The following is a 19,424-nucleotide window of genomic DNA, read 5'->3' as shown; positions in this document are numbered from 1 at the left end:
ACTTTGCCACCCGGAATACGGAATTGGATGGCGTATGAAAACCGATCACGTCCAATCTTCCGTCCGCGCGCTGACGGTCCATGCCCCGCGCGCGCCCCTTTCCGGTTCGGTCCAGGTGCCGGGTGACAAATCGATCAGCCACCGTTCGCTGATGTTCGCGGCCCTTGCACGTGGCACGACCCACATAACCGGCCTGCTGGAAGGCGAGGACGTGCTGCGCACCGCCGACGCCATGCGTGCGCTGGGGGCGGACATCACCCGCACGGGAACCGGGGACTGGACGGTGCAGGGATGCGGGCTGGATGGGCTGCGCGAACCGGCGGATGTGCTGGACATGGGCAATTCGGGCACGGCGGCGCGCCTGCTGTCGGGCATTCTGGCAAGCCATGGGTTCACTTCCGTCATGACGGGCGACGCCAGCCTGCGCAGCCGGCCGATGAAGCGGGTGACGGACCCGCTGGCGGGCACGGGTGCCGTGTTCCTGTCACGTCAGGGCGGTCGCCTGCCGCTGGCCATACAGGGCAACGCCAACCCGCCACCGCTATCCTACCGTCTGCCGGTGGCGTCCGCGCAGGTGAAGTCGGCCGTGCTGCTGGCGGGGCTGAACGCAGTGGGCGAAACCCGGGTGGAAGAACCCGTGGCCACCCGTGACCACACCGAAAACATGCTGCGCCATTTCGGTGCGACCGTGCAGGTCGAACCCATGGGGGCCGGCGGCCGGGTCATCACCCTGCAGGGCAGGCCCGAACTGGTGGCGCGTGACATCGTGGTGCCGGGCGATCCGTCATCGGCGGCCTTCATGCTGGCGGCGGCGCTGCTGGTGCCGGGGTCGAAGGTCAGCGTGCGTGGCGTGGGGCTGAACCCGCTGCGCACCGGGCTGTTCACATCCCTGAAGGAAATGGGCGCTGATCTGGTCATCAGCAACGAACGCGTGGAAGGGGGGGAGCCCGTGGGCGACATCACCGCTACCGCAGGTTGCCTGCATGGCGTGGACGTGCCCGCCACCCGCGCGCCGTCCATGATTGACGAATATCCCATTCTGGCCGTGGTCGCGGCCCATGCCACGGGGCAGTCGCGCTTTCGCGGGCTGGAGGAACTGCGCGTGAAGGAAAGCGACCGCCTGTCCGCCACCGTTGCCATGCTGGAAGCCAATGGCGTCAGGGTCGAAGTCGTGGGTGATGACATGATCGTGCATGGCACGGCGGGCGCCATTCCCGGCGACGGGCTGGTCCAGACCCGCATGGATCACCGCCTGGCGATGAGCGCGGTCGTGATGGGCCTTGCAGCACGCAAGCCGGTCCGCGTCGATGATACCGCGTTCATTGACACCAGTTTCCCCGGTTTCAGCGCGCTCATGAACAGCATCGGCGCCGGGCTTGCGGCATGACCCGGCGGCTGGTCATAGCGGTTGACGGCCCCGCAGCCGCGGGCAAGGGCACCCTGGCAAAGCGGCTGGCGCTGGCTCTTGACCTGCCATACCTTGATACGGGGCTGCTTTACCGCGCGACGGGGCGGCGGATGATCGACGCGGGGCATGACCCGGCACGGGGGGCGGCGGAGGAATTCGCCGCCAGTGTCGGGCTGGAGGACCTCAGCCGCACCGACCTGCGTGTGCCCGAAGTCGATCGCGCGGCCAGCCTTGTCGCGGCCCAGCCCGCCGTACGCCGCGTTCTGGTTGACGTGCAGCGCCGTTTTGCGGGCGAGCATGGCGCGGTGCTGGATGGGCGCGATATCGGGACGGTCATTTTCCCTGATGCTTCGGTCAAGCTGTTCATTACCGCATCGCCGCGCACGCGGGCCACGCGTCGGTGGGAACAGCTGGCGACGGACCCCGACACGCCTGACCGTGAGGAACAGATCACCCGGGTCGAACGTGAGATCGAAGCCCGTGACATGGCCGATTCAAGCCGCGCTGTCGCCCCCCTGCGTGCAGCCGAAGACGCCGTACGCATCGAGACCGATGGCCTGAGCGCCGATGAGGTACTGGCCGAAGCCCTGCGGATCGTGGCGCGCATGACGCGCTAGGGCGATTTTGTACGGGAACCAGCCCGCATATTGCGGGTTTTTATTGACATACGCCGCCCATAGGGTGTCTGTGCTCAACGGTATATGCCCCACGTGCCCGCGTGGCGCGGGGTATGGCGTCAATTTTGGCCGTCAGGCGTGCCGCGACCGTGTCGTGGCGTATCCGCCGGGCAAGCCGTTCCCATTGTCCCGTTACGTGCGGGCAGGCGGGGGCGCAGGATTGTCCCTATCCACCCGATGGGTGGAACAGGGTTACAGGATTTACGAGTAGCTCATGGCTTCAGCCACAACACAGCCCGTCGCCGACCATAAGGGTGGCGAGGACTTTGCCGCCCTTCTTGAGGAAACCCTTGGTCGCGATTCCGCGTTTGACGGTTCCGTTGTCACCGGTCGCGTCGTCCGCCTGACGGATGAATACGCAATCGTCGATGTCGGTCTGAAAAGCGAAGGGCGCGTCGCCCTGAAGGAATTCGGTCCGCCGGGCGTTACCCCCGATGTCAAGCCGGGCGATGTTATCGAACTGTTTGTCGAGCGGTACGAAGACCGTGACGGGTCCATCGTCCTGTCGCGTGAAAAGGCCCGCCGCGAGGAAGCCTGGTCGAACCTGGAAAAGGCGTTCGAGAACAACCAGCGCGTCAACGGCACCATCTATGGCCGCGTCAAGGGTGGCTTCACCGTTGATCTGGGCGGCGCGATGGCGTTCCTGCCCGGTAGCCAGGTGGACATCCGCCCCGTGCGTGACGTCACCCCGCTGATGGGTGTGCCCCAGCCGTTCCAGATCCTGAAGATGGATCGTGCGCGTGGCAACATCGTCGTCTCGCGTCGTGCGGTTCTGGAAGAAACCCGTGCGGAACAGCGCAGCGAGCTGATCCAGGGCCTGAAGGAAGGCATGATCCTCGACGGCGTGGTCAAGAACATCACCGATTACGGTGCGTTCGTGGACCTGGGCGGCGTCGATGGCCTGCTGCATGTGACCGACATCGCATGGAAGCGCATCAACCACCCGTCCGAAGCCCTGCAGATCGGCCAGCCGGTCCGCGTGCAGGTCATCCGCTTCAACCCCGACACGCAGCGTATCTCGCTGGGCATGAAGCAGCTTGAAGCCGATCCGTGGGAAAACATGGCGATCAAGTACCCGCCGGGTGCCCGCTACACCGGCCGCGTCACGAACATCACCGACTACGGTGCATTCGTGGAGCTGGAGCCGGGCGTCGAGGGTCTGGTGCACGTGTCCGAAATGTCCTGGACAAAGAAGAACGTCCATCCGGGCAAGATCGTCGCCACTTCGCAGGAAGTCGATGTGATGGTTCTGGATGTGGACAGCGCGAAGCGCCGCATCTCGCTGGGCCTGAAGCAGGTGCAGCGCAACCCGTGGGAGCAGTTCGCCGAGGAACACAAGGTTGGTTCCGTGGTGGAAGGCGAGATCCGCAACATCACCGAATTCGGCCTGTTCATCGGCCTGTCCGCGGACATCGACGGCATGGTTCACATGTCCGACCTGTCCTGGGACGAGCCGGGCGAAGTTGCCATGAGCCACTACGAAAAGGGCCAGGTCGTGAAGGCCAAGGTTCTGGACGTGGACGTGGAGAAGGAGCGCATCTCGCTCGGTATCAAGCAGCTGCATGAAGATCCGGCCGCCGATACCCTGAGCAAGGTGCAGAAGGGCGCTGTCGTGACCTGCATCGTGACCGCTGTTCAGTCGAACGGCATCGAGGTGAAGGTTGACGACGTGCTGACCGGCTTTATCCGCCGTGCGGAACTGGCACGCGACAAGGCCGACCAGCGTCCGGAGCGTTTCGCCGTTGGTGAACGCGTCGATGCCAAGGTTGTCTCGGTTGACCGCGCAGCCCGCAAGCTGGCCCTGACCATCCGCGGCCGCGAGGTCGAGGAAGACAAGCAGGCGATCTCCGACTACGGTTCGTCCGATAGCGGGGCTTCGCTGGGTGACATTCTGGGTGCCGCGATCCGTCGCCGTAACGCCGAGAACTGATACCAGCTGGATTGTCCGGCCTGCTGACGCAGGCTGGACACCTTGCCGAAAGGGGGAGGTGCATTTCTGCACCTCCCCCTTTTTTATGGTCTCGACCAGTCATCGGGTCAGGGCAGGCTGGTGGGGTTTCGATGGCGCATAAAACGTCCGGCACCGCATATGCTGATGATATGGATTTATATTTATTGCGTTAGAAATAGATAAACCTTTTGCAACCGGAAGTATTACTTACCTCTTTCATGCAACCTGAACGTATCCTGAATTGGCTTGGGCAAGAATCCCGGGTGCTCATCATGCCAGATATGCAGGTCGATTCATTAACAATGGACCTATGTAAGAAGTATCAGAAGTATATAGTAGGAATATTATCCTTAAAGCGATATTCCATACAATTCTGTAATGAAAATTTTTTACTTCTCTAAAGCTGTTGACAAAAAATCATGATCAATTAAATGGTTAAAAAAATATTTCAGAAGCCCCGCTGAAATATAAATAATAATAATCAATAATAAAAATAATATAATATTTTTTTATTAGTGAATGATTGGTGATGTTTTCAAAAAAAACAATATATTTAATCCTGTCTTCAATTGTTTTTGTAGTTCTGATGCTGATATCCTGCCTGACGTATCTGTCAGTGGATCAGCAGTTCCTCGTCGCGATCGGGGGAATTGCACTGTTTTTTCTTGTACGACGGCACCATGGACGCTGGTCGCGCTGTTTCCTCATGTTCCTGTCCATTTTTGTGTCCAGCCGTTATCTGGTCTGGCGTTTTACCTCGACGCTTGACCTGTCGGGCGTGCTGCAGACCATCATGGTCCTGGCGCTGGCATTGGGGGAAATCTATACGACCATCCGTGTCGGGCTGACGTATTTCCAGCTGGCATGGCCTCTGCGGCGCAAGGTCCATCCGTTGCCGGAAGATACGGCGCAATGGCCGGTGATCGATGTCTATGTTCCGACCTATAACGAAGATCTGTCCATTGTCCGCACCACGGTTCTGGGCTGCCTTGCGCTGGACTGGCCCGCGGACAAGCTCAATGTCTATATCCTTGATGATGGCAGGCGGCAGGCCTTCCGTGACTTCGCGCGGCAGGTGGGGGCCGGTTACATCACCCGCATGCACAACAACCATGCGAAGGCAGGAAACCTGAACCACGCGATTGAAGTGACGACAGGCGACCTGATCGCGATTTTTGACTGCGACCACGTGCCGGTGCGCGGCTTCCTTAAAAAGACCATTGGCTGGATGGTGGCGGATCCCAATCTGGCGCTGCTGCAGACGCCACATCATTTCTATTCCCCCGATCCCTTTCAGCGCAACATGAGCCGCGGGCATGAAATCCCGCCCGAGGCCAACCTGTTCTATGGCCTGCTGCAGGACGGGAATGATTACTGGAACGCCACCTTTTTCTGCGGGTCGTGCGCGGTGCTGCGGCGCACGGCCATCATGTCCATCAATGGGTTTGCGACCGAAACGGTAACGGAAGACGCCCATACCGCCCTGCGCATGCAGCGTGATGGCTGGGGGTCCGCCTATCTGCGCGAACCCCTGGCGGCGGGGCTGGAGACGGAAACCCTGGGCATGCAGATCGGCCAGCGCATGCGCTGGGCCCGTGGCATGTTCCAGATGCTGCGCATTGACAATCCCCTGACCGGGCCGGGGCTGAAGTTTACCCAGCGGCTGTGCTATTTCGCCGCGTCCACGCATTATCTGTTTTCCCTTTCGCGGCTTCTGTTCCTGCTGGCGCCGCTGGGCTACCTGTTTCTGGGCGTGACCATGATCGCAGCCTCGCCCCTTGAACTGGCGGTCTATGCCCTGCCGCACCTGTTTCACACCACCATGACCATGTCGCACCTGCAGGGGCGGTGGCGCTATACATTCTGGAGCGAGCTGTACGAGACCGTGCTGGCGCCCTTCCTGGTGCGCATGACGTTCATCACCCTGCTGGCCCCGCACAAGGGCAAGTTCAACGTGACCGACAAGGGTGGACTGCTGGAGGAGGGATACTTCGACTGGCGCGCGGTCTATCCCAACATCATCATTGCACTGGCGCTGTTCGTCGGGCTGTGCAGTGGCCTGTGGTATGCGGTCGTGAACTATCACGAGACGCTGATCTTCCGCGCCATGCTGATGAACAGCATATGGATCGTGTTCAGCCTGACGATTGTCATGGGGTCGGTCGCGGTTGCGCGCGAAACCCGACAGCGCCGCCGCAACCACCGGGTGCGCGCCAAAATTCCGCTGCACCTGGTGCCGGAGAATCATGAAGTCCTTAACTGCCATACCCTTGATATCTCGATGGGAGGCTGCAGCGTTGGCCTGCATGCGACGGACCGGCTGGCGGTCGGGCAGGTTCTTACGGTCAAATGGGATCTGGGCGCGGGGCCGGCTGCGGTCAGGGCGAGCGTCATCGCGCGTGACGAAGGCCGTGTGCACCTGCAATGGGCCATGAATGACCTGGCGGAGGAAGAGGAAGTCGTAGGACTGGTGTTCGGGCGCAACGACGCCTGGACACAGTGGTCCGATTTTCCGCCTGATAACCCGCTACGTAGTTTCTACACGGTCGTACTCAGCATCCTTGCCCTGTTCCGTCCTGAACCGCGTGCCGCGAAGGGGCTGGAAACACCCGTGCCCCAACTGCCCGTGCCGGAAGCCGAACCTGAGGTGCGCCTGCCGAAGGAACGTCTGGTGGTCCAGCCCGACCATCGCGTGCGTATGCGAAGGGGCGCCACGGTTGCGGCCCTGTGTCTCATGCTTGGGGCAGGGGGTGTTGCGCGGGCACAGATGCCGCAGCCACCCGCGTCCGTGATGAACGGTAATGCGGTCGAGGCCTTTGATGATGCGCATATGGCTGCTGGCGATGTGGGCCGTGTGTCCCTTACCGAAGTCGCGACCAGCCGTACATTTATTGAACTGGGGCAACCCCGCCCCATGCTGCTGCGTGCTGTTTCCCCACTTTATGGCATGGATGCCGATGTGGGACGTGACAAGATCATCCGCAGTGCGCAACTGGTCCTGTCTGGCAGCGTACGGCGTCCTGCAGGTGTGGGGCAGGTGGCGCTGGCTGTCATGCTCAACAACCAGAACGTGGGTGTGGTCTGCCTGTCCGGCACGGGGACGTTCGGCCCGGTCACGCTGCCGGTCAGCCCGTTGTATTTCGATACGCAGAACCGTTTCAATTTCCGGCTGCTGACAGCAGCCAGTGAGGCGTTTCCCCCTGCGGCCTGTGGTCCCGACGCGCAGCCGCCAACGGGCGATGCGCTGGTGGTGCATGACCCGGATGTGCAGGTGTCGATCGCACCGGAGTCCGTGCTGTCATTCAGTACCGTGCGGCTGATCCCGCACCGGCTGCTTTCCGCGCTGCCCTATCCCCTGCTCGACCGGGGTGAGGCCCATGCCGTGCCCATTACGTTCGTGCTGCCTGCGGCACCCGGTGGCGACACGCAGGCCGCCGCGGCGATGGTGGCCTCATGGCTGGGCATGAGCATGCAGGACCGGCGTATCCATTTCAATGTTGCGGCAGGACTGCCCGCGCATGGCAATGCCGTTGCCATTGGCATGGGGCAGGCTGGTCCGTGGGGCAGTACCCCACCGGGGCCGGTCGTGGCGGAAGTGGCCAACCCGCATGATGCGTTTGGCACGGTGCTGGTCATATCGGGACGTGACGGGGCCGAGGTCACCACGGCGGCGCGTGCCCTGGCGCTGGGTCAGCAGGTACATGTCGATACCGCCACCGCAATGCCGACCGCTGTTACCGTGTCACCGCATAGACCCTATGATTCCCCCACCATGCTGCCGACTGACCGTCCCGTAGCACTTGGTGAACTGCTGCCCGATGGAGTGCTGCGCCGTCCCGGTCTTGCACCCATGCTGGTGGAGATTCCTTTCAGCGTGCCGCCTGACCTGCATACATGGCGTTCGCGGCCGTTTACCGCCCGGCTCCGGATTGACGTACCCGATGGGGCACTGGTGAGCCGCTGGCAGTCGCATGTGGCCGTCATGCTCAACGGGACATTCCTGCATAACTATCCGCTGGTGTCGTGGTCGCTCAATCCGTTTGGCAAACGGGGCGGCGGAGTGGTGACGCATGACGTGGAACTCCCTTCGTGGCTGCTGGGGGAGCGCAATACGCTGTCGGTCTATCTGGATGTCCGTCCCCGCCATGTCGGGGCACACGAGAACAATGCCCCGCTGATCGGGCTTGAGCCGTCCTCGATCCTGGATTTTTCGCACTCCCGGCACCTGGCCGCACTTCCCAGCCTGAAGCTGTTCGTCACGACCGGCTTTCCATTCACGCGCATGGCGGACCTGTCACGCACCACGGTCATCGTGCCGCCTGATGCAGCAGCAGCTACGGAAAGCGCCTTTCTGGACATGATGGGCTTCTTCGGGGCGACCAGCGGCTGTCCCGTAACGGGCGTGCATGTCGGGACGACGGACATGGCGTACGGACCCGACCCGCAGGACGACCTGATCGTCATCTCCCCGCAGGGCCAGCTTGGCGCGGCAGCACAGGTGCTGGACCACGCAGGCTACCGTAATGGCGCGACATGGCGGGTGCAGGCAGGGCAGTGGATCAGCCATCTGTATGGCGCACAAACGACCGGTATTCCCACTACCTTTGATGAAGGCGCGCTGGTTGCGGCCCGCTCCCCCTATAGCCGGCATGGCTCGGTCGTGGCGGTGCTGGGCACCACGCCTGATACGCTGTCCGCCATGGTGCAGGACATGCGTGATCCGGCACGGATCGGGCGCTTCGCGGGGGACATGGTCGTGCGTCACGGGGCGCGACTGGATAATTATCGCACCGTCGGTGCCTATACGGTGGGCTACATGCCCGCATGGATGTGGCCGGACTGGTATCTGGGGGGGCATCCGCTGCTGCTTTACGCGCTGGGCATCGGGGCCAGTGTTGCGGGCACGTCCTGCGCCATGGTGCTTCTGCGCGGGCGCAGCCGCCGTCGCATCCAGAACGATGATCTGACTGGCAACCTGTGACGGAAGGACCTTATCCCATGTACGCTGCGCCTTCTGTACCGTATCGTAAAAGCCTGTCGGTCGGCACCATGCTCGGGGCGGTGTGCCGTCGCGTGGCGGTTGCGGGAACGCTTGGCCTGTTCGGGCCGTGGACGGGCGTGCATGCGCAATCCACCGTCGGCTATGCCGAAGGAATCGTCAACCAGCAGATGGAGGAAGCGTATTTCTGGATTCACCAGAATGAGGATACGCATGCCCTTCATGCCATCGAACGCGCCCTGCAGATCCAGCCGGACAATGTCGAGGCCCAGCTGATGCTGGGCGCGGTGCAGGTGCATCAGGGCGACAGTACGGCTGCCCGCGCCACGCTGCGCCGTCTTGAAGCAGTACATGGTCCGCCCCGGCAGCTTGCGGCCCTGCAGCAGTGGCTGACCCAGCCCCCTGTGGACAAGGCAGCACTGGGCCGCGTGCGGACACTGGCCGATCATGGCAATGTCACGCAGGCCATGGCGGGGTATCGCGCCCTGTTTCCCCAGCCCATCCTGCCCCCCGCGCTGGAGGTGGAATATGACAGTGTGCAGGCGGGCACGCCGTCTGGTTATGACGGGGCGCAACAACGCCTGCAGGCATTGCTGGACATCCTGCCGCATGATCTTGAGGCGCAGCTCGCGCTTGATAAGGCGATGAGCTACCAGCCTGCCACCCGCAGCCAGGCGCTGGACCGTATCCGGAAACTGGTCGACGCGTCCGATACGCCATCCGTGATCCGGGACGAAGCCATCCGGATGTGGCGTGGTACGCTGGGCTGGATGGGCACGGACCCGCAGGCGGTACCCTATTATCAGGCATGGCTGCGGTTTCGCCCCGATGATACGGAAATCCGGCAGAGGCTGGATCAGGCCAGCCATATGCAGCTTGTGCAGGCCGGTTTTGCAGCTCTTGCCAGCAATGATCTCGATCAGGCGGAAAGTGATTTCAACCACGCCATGGCGGGCCAGTCCCCCAATGCGGCTGCTATCGAGGGGCTGGGCCTTGTCGCCCAGCGTCGTGGCGACATGGACACGGCCCGCACCCTGCTGACACAGGCCAGCGCGCTTGCACCGGATAATGCGGACCTGCGCAAGGCGCTCGCGGGGCTTGATGCGCCGGGGGCTGATCCGCTGGTGGCGCGGATGTGGGCCCTTGTGTCCCACCATGATTATGAACAGGCATGGTCGCTGCTGTCCCGGATTGAAAGCCGGCATGGCATGATTGCCGATACAGCGCAGGCACGTGCCATCATGCTGGAAGCGCGGCATGATTATGCCCGGGCGGCAGTGGCATGGCACGACCTGCTGCGCCTTGCGCCGGGCAATGTAGTGGCCGAAGCTGGTCTGGCGCGTATCGCGCTCCGGGCTGGCAGGCTGGATGAGGCGACGCAATGGATCGCGCGGCTGCGTGCGGCGCATTATCCCGGCCTGCCCGCGCTGGACGCGCAGTTGCTGCAGGCCCGTGCACTGGCGACATCCGATCCCCGCCTGCGCGCCACCCTGCTGGAACAGGCCCTGCGGCAGCTACCTGATAACGGCTGGGATCACCTGCATCTTGCGCAGGCCCTGATCGCGCTGGGGCAGCCGGAGCGTGCCCGCACCATCATGGCCACGTTCTGCAATGCGGCCCATGGGCGTACCGATGCCCTGCAGGCCTGTTTCCTGTTCGCGCTGCAGGAACACGACATGCCCCATGCCGCGGACCTGCTGGCGGCCCTGCCACATGGGGCGCTGACACCGGACATGGCGCGTGGGGCGGCCCTTGTGGCCCTGTGGCAGCGTATCGAGGCCCTGCCCGCCGATGATGCGCAGGCCGTAGGCGTGCTGCGTAACCTGCCCATTACGCCGGACCCGGATGGGGCGCGTGGGGAGATGGTCATGACTGCCATGGTGCGTCGTCACGCCCCGGCCGCAGTGATGGCACAGGTGCTTGGGCAGGCCGCAGCCGCCAGCACCATGGCGGCCGATCAGGCGCTGGCTTACGCAGGACTGTTCATGCAACTGGGGGATATCGCCGGGGCGCAGCGCATGATTGACTGGCTGGATGGGCATGCGTCCCTGCTTGCCCCCCAGCAACGTGCGGCACGCCAGCGGATGGAAGAAAGCCTCATTATCGCGCAGGCGGATCGTGACGATCTGGATGGGCATCCTGACCGTGCGCGGCAGCTTGTCGATCCATTACTGGCGCAGGATCCGGATTCCGTAGCACTGCTGCTGGCCCGGGGGCGTATTGCAGCCAGCAGCCATGACCTGTCGGGTGCAATCGGATTTGATACGAAGGCCCTGCATCTGCAGCCCGATGACGAACTGGCGCAGGCCGCCATGGCCCGGCACGGTCTGGCCATGGGGCATGAACGTGCCGCGCGTGATATGGCTGACACGCTCATGGCGCGGCATCCGCAATGGGGCGACACATGGGAAATCCGTGCGGAACTGGATGGCCGGGTCGGGCATGACCGTGCCCGTCTGCATGACCTGATTCAGGCCCGCAGGCTGGATTGCACGCCGCCGGAGGGCACGTATGAACCAGCACCCCAGCCCGATCCGGGCTGCGCACCGCAACGTCTGCGCGCAGATGATGAAAGGCCGGATATCAACACCAGCTTTGTTTTCGGCGCGGGTGCGCCCATGCCGGAAACCTACAGCTACAATCCCCGCCTGACTCCGGTCGAAAGCCTGAATGCGCAGCGGAATTACCTGTCACGCGCGCTGGTGCCACAGGCGGATGGCAATATTGAAATCCGCGACCGTTCCGGGCAGAGCGGGCTTGGTCACCTGACGGCCATCAATATTCCAATGACAGCGACAATACCGCTGTATTCCACCCGGCAGTCCGTTTCCTTTTCCATCATGCCAAGCGTGCTGATGTCGGGCAATCCGCTGGCGCAGGGTCAGACCGCGCGACAGTATGGTACGGTGGCAGGCAATGGCGTGCGCCCGGGTTTCCATGTACCGGGTGCCGTGGGCGGTGTGGCGCTGGGGGTGCATTACCGGCGGGACTGGATCGCGGCTGATGTCGGTTCGACCCCGCTCGGGTTCGTCACGTCAACGGTGTTGGGGGGTGTTGAACTGACCCCGAGGCTGACCAACACGATCAGCCTGCGCCTGACGGGGGAGCGTCGGGTAGTGAATGACAGCCTGCTGTCATTTGCCGGTGCGCGCGATCCCGGCACGGGGCGTGTATGGGGTGGGGTGACCCGTAACCGTGGGCATGGCCAGCTTGAATGGGGAACCGCGAAGTATAACGCCTATGCCGGTGGTGGTTATGCGGTGATGAAAGGCGTGAACACGGTTGCCAACCACGAATCCGAGGCCGGGGCCGGTGGCTCGGCGCAGGTGTGGCATGGGCGCGAAACCCAGCATCTGCGGATTGGCCTCGACCTGGTCTATTTCGGTTACAAGCGGAATACCTATTTCTTTACATGGGGACAGGGGGGCTACTTCTCCCCGCATGCTTTCATGGCTGCCCTTGTGCCTGTCACGTATGATGGTCATGCGGGCCGCTGGACATGGCTGTTCAAGGGGGAAGCGGGCTACCAGCATTATACCCAGAATGCGACGGGCATGTTTCCGCTGGGCGGCGGGGGTACCTATGACCGCCAGTCCTATGCCGGGCAGAGTACTGGCGGTCTGGCGGGCAATGTCATGGCCCGCATGATCTATCAGATGACGCCCACGTTACGGATGGGGCTGGAGGGCGGCTATTCCCGATCCGGTAGCTGGGATGAGGCGCATGGCATGTTCATGATCCATTACGCCCCGGCGCAGTAAGGACATTGACTGCGTCGATCCGTCGCGGGCATGCGGGAAGGGTCATATCTCCTGATACTGCAGACCATGACCCTGCCCGACGATTTCCCCATGGGCTGATGTGTAAAGCAGAACATAATCATGCAGTTCGGTATCTGCCAGAGGGACGATCTGGCTTGAAATACGGTCACTTCCATGGACTGCCTGATTACAGGCAGCAGCTAATGGCTGAATATCTTCTTCTGATTGATGCTCTTCATAACGCAGGTGGCTGCCGTAAATATGAATGACGCAAAACCTGAAGCCGACAGTATTCGAGAAGTTATCTTCGATGGCGGGCAGCAGGAATTCATCCTGCCAGCTTCCTGTTTATTGATACGTCATATCCAGATGGTCGTTTAGCGGATACCTTCTTCCTGATAGGCCGCCTTGTCCGACAGATGTTTGATATGACGAATAAACGAACGGTTCGTCATTTTCTGTATTTCAATGTCCTGGACGTAAAAATCCCCGCAGGCCATCTGGGCCTGCCGGGTTGCTTTCATACCCAACTGGTTGAGAAGGTGCCGGGCGGTGACCCGGAAAATGTACCATCCATCCTTGATCGCAATATAGGAGATGTAGAATCTGTGCGCACTCGCAAGCCACTTGCCCACAATTTCATTTTCCACGGCAGATATTTCCATGGGTTGCGCGTCTCCAGATCATTCCCTTGATCCTGCCTGTCCACCGAAGAATAGTAAATATGGATAACGATTATCTGTATTGCGTATTTTTCAATATGGTTTGTTTTTTACCATAAATTTACAATTGTTGTATTTTTAATGAATGTATTATTCTGGTAATGAAAGGAACAGGACTTGTAAGGTTCTGTTTGTCGGGGCCATGTGGTGCATCTATGCCACCCATCCCTGTTACCTGACAGGGATCATATGCCGTTGATATCGGGCCGTGCAGAACGCCGGATAGACAGGGCAGGCGTGGTCCTGCCCTGTCTGCCCTTATGGTGCTGCAGGTGGTCCCTTGATGATTTCCGCAAGGTCGGCCGGGCGGATCCATTTACGGAATGCATCACGTATGGCCATGGCATCCAGTGTGTAATAGGCCCGGGCCGCGATATCATTCTGGTTCAGTGGCAGGCCCAGGTCACTGAAATGCAGGTAGCCCGCCGCAATGGTGTCCAGACTGGCGGATTGCAGGGCCAGGCTACGCAGCATGCCCGCGCGGGCCATGGTCAGTTCGTCTTCGCTGACTGGCTGCATCTGCATTGCCATGATGTCATGGATGGCCGCATCGCGCGCCGCCGCAACCTGGTCGGGGTCCGCGCCAAAGGAAATGCTGTAGGCGCTGCGGTGGCGTTTCCATGTCAGGTGACTGCGCACGGTATAGACATAACCACTGCGTACCCGCAGGTCGCGGTACAGGCGCGATGAAAAACCCGATCCAAGGATTTCATTACCAAGGTTGAGCGCAAAGTGTTCCGGGTTGGCGACATTCAGCGACAGGCTTTCGGGCAGGGAGACCGTAGCCTGGGTGCTGGACGGGTCGGGCACCTTTATCACGCTGGTATGACTGTCGGGACGCGGGGGCAGGTCAATCACGGGTGTCGGTCCGCTGGCACGCCATGCGCCAAACGTGTGCGATATCGCGCGGTAGGCGGCGGCGGGGGTAATATCACCGGTGATGACAATGGTGGTCAGGTCCGGCCTGTAGGCCGATTTCCAGAACGCACGGCAATCGGCCAGTGTCAGTTTCATCACCTCATCCGGCCGCGCCTGTCGCAGGGACGGGTCGCCCGCTGGTGATACCGCGCCCTGCATCGCGCGCTGGAACAGGTACTCGGGCGAATGCAGCAGGCCGGACAGGGACGCCGCCGTATTGGCGCGCACCACCCTGAACGCCTGTTCGGGCAGGGCAGGGTGCAGTTCATTTTCTGCCAGCAGTTCCAGACCCCGGTTAAAGTCGGGCGTCAGTACATTCAGGCTGAAATCGGTACCGGCATTTTCGCTGGCGGCAATATCATCAAATGCTTTCTGCAGCCCGACCCGGTCATGCGTCGTGCTGCCATAGCTGAACAGTTCATTCGTAATATCGGCAATGCCTTCCTGCCCCGGTGGTTCCTGCATGTCCTCGTTCTGGCGGATGGTGCCATACAGGTTGATGGTATGGCTGACGGAAGCAGGGCGTACTATCAGGTGCAGGCCATTGGGCAGGGTGTACTGCGCCGGCTGGACCGAGGCTTCTGGCGGTCGCAGTGCCCGCAGGCTGTCATTGGCCCAGCGGGGCAGGGGCACGGGATGGTCGGGTGTGCTGGCGAAGGACTCTGCGCCGCCAAATCCCTTGTCCGCAACCGGATGCCCACCATCACGCGGGGTCAGGATGGCGGTAATGGACTGCTGCGGATCCAGCACCGCGCGGGCCAGACGGTTGACATCTTCCGGTGTGACAGCGGCAAAGGCGGCGGCTTCATCATCCGGGGATTGCAGGCCCATGACGGCCTGTGCTTCCGACCAGCTTTCCGCAAGCCCGGAAATGCTGTTGGCGGCAAAGCCAAGCTGCGCCAGTTCCTTGCGTTTGGCTGCATCGACCAGATCGGATGGTACGCCGTTTTCACGCAGGCTGCGCAGGATGTCCTGCATGCGCGCCTGAAGCGGGGCAGGGTTACTGCCCTTGGGGAACGCCGCGATGGCAATGCCGATTCCGGCGTCCGCCTTGGTCACGAAATCGAAGCTGGACAGCAACGCGCGTCCCTGCGGCACAAGGTCATATAACGCGCCACGCTGGCTGCTCAGCACATCGGACAGGATCCGCGCGGTGGCATAGTCATGGCTGTTCTGCCCCGGCATCCGGCTGGCGATGGCAACAAGACCCACCGGGTAATCGGTCGGGAACTGCAGGGTCTGGGCATGCACGGGACCGGGGTGGATCTGCGGGCGGGCGGGCAGTCTGCGTGCCGGGATCGGGCCAAAGGTTTCGCGCACCATCGCCAGTGTGCGGGCGGCGTCCACATCCCCCGTTATGACCAGGATGGCGTTGTTGGGCGCATACCACTGCCGGTAGAACCGCCGCAGCAGGGCTGTATCCGTTCTGTCAAAGGACGGGCGGCTGCCCAGTGCGTCATGTTCATAGGGCGTGCCGGCAAACAGGATCGATTGCAGCCGGGCCAGATAGACATAACCGGGACTGGACAGATCGCGTGAGACTTCCTGCTCGATCGCGCCGCGTTCATGCATCCAGTCCTCGGCCGCAAGTGTCAGGCCATTCATGCGCATGGCTTCGATACGTAACAGAACGTCAAGGTTATCCGCGGGCGCGGTATAGAAGAACTGCGTTACGTTTTCCGTCGTGTCCGCATTGTAATCCCCTCCCAGCCGCGCACCGATGGCGGCCATCTGGTCACGGTCCAGCCCCTTGCTGCCACGGAACATCATGTGTTCCAATGCATGGGCCGTTCCGGGAAAACCCGCAGGTGCCGCAGATGACCCGACCATATAGTTGATTTCGGTGCTGACAACCGGCGCCAGCCGGTCGGGTACGATCACCACGCGCAACCCGTTGGGCAGCGTGGCCTGCAGCGGCGCTTCAGGCTGGGCAACGGTTGCGACCGGTGTGGCGGCGCGGGCCACGGGCGGTACCAGGCAACTGCCACATAACAGGAGGGAGAGGCATAATGTTTTGGAAAACAGGCGTGCTATCATACCCCCAGATTACGCTGCTTTGGCCATTGCGGCCAGTTCATGCGACCCCGGCCTGCCATAACGGCCTGTTATAAAGGATCGAACCATGTCCCGTGTCCCGGTGGAGAAGGCCAGCATGCGTGAACGCATCCGTCAGGTCATGGATACGGCCGTGGAGACGTCCCGGCTGGTTGGCGCCGTGGTCATGGTCGCGGTGGACGGGGAGGTTGTCGTGGTGGAAGCCGCGGGGCAGGCCGATCGGGAAGGCGGTCTTCCCATGCAGGCCGATACCCTGTTCCGCCTTGCCTCCCTGACCAAGCCGGTGGTGACCGCCGTCGTATTGGCCATGGTGGAGGAAGGTCTGCTGGACCTGCATGCCGCCGTGACCCGTTACCTGCCGCATTTCTGTCCTGCGCTGCCGGATGGGACCCCGTGCGAGATCACGCTGCACCAGCTGCTGACCCATACCAGTGGCCTGACCTACGGATTCGCCTTCCCGCGTGACGACAATCCCTACACCCGCGCGGGCGTATCCGATGGCATTGCGGAACCGGGGCTGTCGCTGGCGGATAACCTGTCCCGGCTGGCGTCAACCCGGCTGATCTTCGCGCCGGGGCAGGGATGGGCCTATTCGCTGGGGCTGGATGTAATGGGCGGTGTGATCGAAAAGGCATCCGGCCTGTCGCTGCCTGCTGCGGTGCGGCATTATATTGGCGCGCCGCTGGGCTGGCGGGACAGTGGTTTCATGCTGACCCCGTTACAATCCCCCGCCGCCTGTTATGCCGATGGCCGGCCCGTACCCATCCGGATGGGGGCGGAATATGTCCTGCCACGCCTGCTGCCCGGTGGTGGAATGGGGGAAATCCGCTTTGCGCCCGATCGCATCCGCAATCCGGAATCCTATCCATCCGGTGGGGCTGGCATGGTAGGGACGGCAGCGGAGTTCCTGGCGTTTCTTGAAGCCGTGCGCATTGGTGGCGAAGGCATGCTGTCGCCCGCATCCGCCATGCTGTTTGGACAGAACGCCATTGGCGATATTGATATGGGACCACTGGCGCGTGGTCGGCGCTTCGGTTATGGGGCTGCGGTCATAGCGGACCCGTCGCTTGCACGGACACCACTAAGCCCCGGCAGTTTTACATGGGGTGGCGTGTACGGGCATCAATGGGCGGTGGACCGTGCGCGGGGTATGAGCATCGTCATGCTCAGCAACACCGCGCTGGCGGGCATGGCGGGGGCATATCCCGATGCGGTGGTCGCCGCCGCCTGTGGCGCATGAGGGGCCTGTGGATGCGCCAGTGCTACGACGGATATGAGGATACTGGGAACTGTCATGTCATTTGGTGAACGCGTCAACCAGTTTGATGCCTGGCTGCTGGACCGGGTTTTCCAGCCTTTTGCCGACGCCCTGCCCGAACGCCTGACAGCCATGGAAATGGGCATGAGCTTTCAGGTCGGGTCCATTGTGCTGTCGGCTGCGTCCATTTCCGCCCTGCTGGTGCTGGAGGGCATGACGCTGGATAACCTGATCGCCAACGTGCTCGGCTGGTTTTTCGAGGTGGTCTTCTATATCGGCATCCATCGCATGCGCAGGCTGGTGAAACCGGGTTACCAGAACCCGTTGCGCGTCATGCTGGCGGGCATGCGGCCCATTTCCATCCCGTTTGCGGCCTATGCCTTCTATCAGGCGGTTACGGCGGACCGGGCGTATGAACTTGCCCTGTGGTTCAATTCCCTGTCGCAGCTTGTATTTGTTGCCGGGATCTACCTGATTTCATGCAATGTGCCGCCGCCGGGACACCGCGCACGGCAGGCGTCCTTCGGGCGCGGGCCGCTACCGAATGAAATAGGCTGACCGTCAGGGACGTTAAGACGTTTCTGGTGAAGCTTCTTTCAAAAAGCGTTTGAAGAACGCCGTCTTTTTGAAAATTGGAAAAAGGCGGTACCCAAAAAATTTCTGATTTTTGTCAGCGGATTGCGCGGGCGTGCTTTTCAGAAATCCACGCACCGTCCCTTGACCGTCCAGTCACCGTAACGGGTTGGCTCCGGCCCCTTCGGGCCACCGACTTCATCCGCCTCGGCAGGCTGTTTCAGAAGCGCGGCTTCCTTGGCCGCTTCGTCCTGCGCCGTATCGGCGGCAGGGGCGGGGGAGGGGGTCTTGTCCTTGCTCATAATGACAGTCTCTGCCCAACGGCCCGAAACAGGCAAGCCAAAACGTCCGCATGGACGCCGGGGTAGCGCGTTATTGATGTTCGGACTGCGCGATGCGTTGCTGCACAGTCATCCGCCATGGCGCATTCGCGGGAGCTGCGTCCAGCGCGCGACGGTACAGATCCGCCGTTTCGGGGGAGATGTGGCCGCCATCGGCCATCATCTGTGCTTCTGCCGCGCGGGCGGCGACTTCCGGGTCGAAGCGCTGTTCTATGGCGCTACGCCATGCCTGGGCGGCGGCAGCGTAATGGTCGCGCCCGGCTTCGGCCTGACCCAGCAGCACATAACCCTGAAACAGGCTGGGATCACCCGCCGGGATCTGTTTCAACTGGTCGCGCAGGCGGTCGATGATCGCGTCATTGCGATGGTCCTCGCGCTGCAGTGCCACAAGGCGCGGGGCCAGCGGCTGGGCCGGAAGCGAAGGATGCCCGACCGTAAGATACAGCCCGATGGCTGCAACCGGCAGCGCGATCAGGGCTGCGGTAATGGCCCCGGTTGAGCTGCCCTTGCCCGCGACGAAGGTGGGCAGCATGTCTGTGCCCAGCAGCCGGCGCTGGATTTCCAGCCGTGCGCTGTCATGTTCGGACGGCGCGATCATGCCTTCGACCAGATCGCGTTCCAGTTCCGCAAGCTGCGCCTGATGCAGGACAAGGGCTGTCTCGCGTTCATCACGTAGCAGGGTCGTGCGACGGAACGAGATTAGCGCGGGCAACAGTGCGATCACGCCAAGCAGGCAGATACCAATCCAGATCATAAGACTC

11 protein-coding genes are annotated in these 19,424 nt (G+C 62.0%); 7 read left to right on the top strand and 4 right to left on the bottom strand.

The window, feature by feature from the left end; genetic code table 11:
- The first annotated feature begins 34 nt into the window (after window positions 1-34).
- The 5 genes from aroA to MSKU9_RS07725 all read left to right on the top strand — a co-directional run bounded on the left by aroA (window position 35) and on the right by MSKU9_RS07725 (window position 12,796).
- Window positions 35-1,387: a 3-phosphoshikimate 1-carboxyvinyltransferase gene (gene aroA / locus MSKU9_RS07745; protein ID WP_141260703.1), complete on the top strand. Its 1,353-nt coding sequence runs from the start codon at window positions 35-37 to the stop codon at window positions 1,385-1,387.
- Window positions 1,384-2,025, top strand: a complete 642-nt coding sequence (cmk, locus tag MSKU9_RS07740) for a (d)CMP kinase (RefSeq protein ID WP_141260702.1) — start codon at window positions 1,384-1,386, stop codon at window positions 2,023-2,025. Before aroA ends, cmk begins: the two co-directional genes overlap by 4 nt.
- Before the next feature lie 274 nt (window positions 2,026-2,299).
- Window positions 2,300-4,015: a 30S ribosomal protein S1 gene (gene rpsA / locus MSKU9_RS07735; RefSeq protein WP_141260701.1), complete on the top strand. Its 1,716-nt coding sequence runs from the start codon at window positions 2,300-2,302 to the stop codon at window positions 4,013-4,015.
- 550 nt (window positions 4,016-4,565) lie between these two features.
- A complete protein-coding gene (bcsA, locus tag MSKU9_RS07730; RefSeq protein ID WP_141260700.1) occupies window positions 4,566-9,017 on the top strand; it encodes a UDP-forming cellulose synthase catalytic subunit in 4,452 nt (1,483 codons plus the stop codon).
- A 17-nt stretch (window positions 9,018-9,034) separates the two neighbouring features.
- On the top strand, window positions 9,035-12,796 hold the full coding sequence (locus tag MSKU9_RS07725; RefSeq protein ID WP_141260699.1) for a cellulose synthase subunit BcsC-related outer membrane protein: 3,762 nt from the start codon (window positions 9,035-9,037) through the stop codon (window positions 12,794-12,796).
- Window positions 12,797-13,173: 377 nt separating this feature from the next.
- On the opposite strand, the gene MSKU9_RS07720 is transcribed toward MSKU9_RS07725, so the two are convergent.
- Both MSKU9_RS07720 and MSKU9_RS07715 read right to left on the bottom strand, forming a co-directional pair.
- The gene (locus tag MSKU9_RS07720) at window positions 13,174-13,461 is read right to left on the bottom strand and encodes a hypothetical protein (protein WP_141260698.1); all 288 of its coding nucleotides are present in this window, start codon (window positions 13,459-13,461) and stop codon (window positions 13,174-13,176) included.
- Between the two features lie 315 nt (window positions 13,462-13,776).
- Window positions 13,777-16,473 (bottom strand): M16 family metallopeptidase, encoded by a 2,697-nt coding sequence (locus MSKU9_RS07715; protein WP_370685914.1) that lies wholly within the window; start codon window positions 16,471-16,473, stop codon window positions 13,777-13,779.
- A gap of 85 nt (window positions 16,474-16,558) precedes the next feature.
- Here MSKU9_RS07715 and MSKU9_RS07710 point away from each other — a divergent pair, with 85 nt between their 5' ends.
- The gene (locus MSKU9_RS07710; protein ID WP_141260697.1) at window positions 16,559-17,731 is read left to right on the top strand and encodes a serine hydrolase domain-containing protein; all 1,173 of its coding nucleotides are present in this window, start codon (window positions 16,559-16,561) and stop codon (window positions 17,729-17,731) included.
- Window positions 17,732-17,785: 54 nt separating this feature from the next.
- Window positions 17,786-18,307 (top strand): hypothetical protein, encoded by a 522-nt coding sequence (locus MSKU9_RS07705; protein WP_141260696.1) that lies wholly within the window; start codon window positions 17,786-17,788, stop codon window positions 18,305-18,307.
- Between the two features lie 137 nt (window positions 18,308-18,444).
- Here MSKU9_RS07705 and MSKU9_RS07700 read toward each other — a convergent pair whose 3' ends face one another.
- Together MSKU9_RS07700 and ccmI are read right to left on the bottom strand one after the other, a co-directional pair.
- Window positions 18,445-18,624 (bottom strand): DUF1674 domain-containing protein, encoded by a 180-nt coding sequence (locus tag MSKU9_RS07700; protein ID WP_025439100.1) that lies wholly within the window; start codon window positions 18,622-18,624, stop codon window positions 18,445-18,447.
- Window positions 18,625-18,694: 70 nt separating this feature from the next.
- Window positions 18,695-19,417 (bottom strand): c-type cytochrome biogenesis protein CcmI, encoded by a 723-nt coding sequence (ccmI, locus tag MSKU9_RS07695; protein ID WP_141260695.1) that lies wholly within the window; start codon window positions 19,415-19,417, stop codon window positions 18,695-18,697.
- Between the last annotated feature and the right edge of the window lie 7 nt (window positions 19,418-19,424).

Source organism: Komagataeibacter diospyri (assembly GCF_006538165.1).
GTDB classification, from domain to species: domain Bacteria; phylum Pseudomonadota; class Alphaproteobacteria; order Acetobacterales; family Acetobacteraceae; genus Komagataeibacter; species Komagataeibacter diospyri.
Note: the sequence above shows the minus strand (reverse complement) of the source record. Positions and strands in the feature narration are given on the sequence as shown.

Excerpts from the sequence above, each read along its gene's own strand:
- rpsA (WP_141260701.1), top strand. The coding sequence starts at position 2,300 with ATGGCTTCAGCCACAACACAGCCCGTCGCCGACCATAAGGGTGGCGAG.
- MSKU9_RS07700 (WP_025439100.1), bottom strand. The coding sequence starts at position 18,624 with ATGAGCAAGGACAAGACCCCCTCCCCCGCCCCTGCCGCCGATACGGCG.
- MSKU9_RS07710 (WP_141260697.1), top strand. The coding sequence starts at position 16,559 with ATGTCCCGTGTCCCGGTGGAGAAGGCCAGCATGCGTGAACGCATCCGT.
- MSKU9_RS07725 (WP_141260699.1), top strand. The coding sequence starts at position 9,035 with ATGTACGCTGCGCCTTCTGTACCGTATCGTAAAAGCCTGTCGGTCGGC.
- bcsA (WP_141260700.1), top strand. The coding sequence starts at position 4,566 with ATGTTTTCAAAAAAAACAATATATTTAATCCTGTCTTCAATTGTTTTT.
- MSKU9_RS07705 (WP_141260696.1), top strand. The coding sequence starts at position 17,786 with ATGTCATTTGGTGAACGCGTCAACCAGTTTGATGCCTGGCTGCTGGAC.
- MSKU9_RS07715 (WP_370685914.1), bottom strand. The coding sequence starts at position 16,473 with ATGATAGCACGCCTGTTTTCCAAAACATTATGCCTCTCCCTCCTGTTA.
- ccmI (WP_141260695.1), bottom strand. The coding sequence starts at position 19,417 with ATGATCTGGATTGGTATCTGCCTGCTTGGCGTGATCGCACTGTTGCCC.
- cmk (WP_141260702.1), top strand. The coding sequence starts at position 1,384 with ATGACCCGGCGGCTGGTCATAGCGGTTGACGGCCCCGCAGCCGCGGGC.
- MSKU9_RS07720 (WP_141260698.1), bottom strand. The coding sequence starts at position 13,461 with ATGGAAATATCTGCCGTGGAAAATGAAATTGTGGGCAAGTGGCTTGCG.
- aroA (WP_141260703.1), top strand. The coding sequence starts at position 35 with ATGAAAACCGATCACGTCCAATCTTCCGTCCGCGCGCTGACGGTCCAT.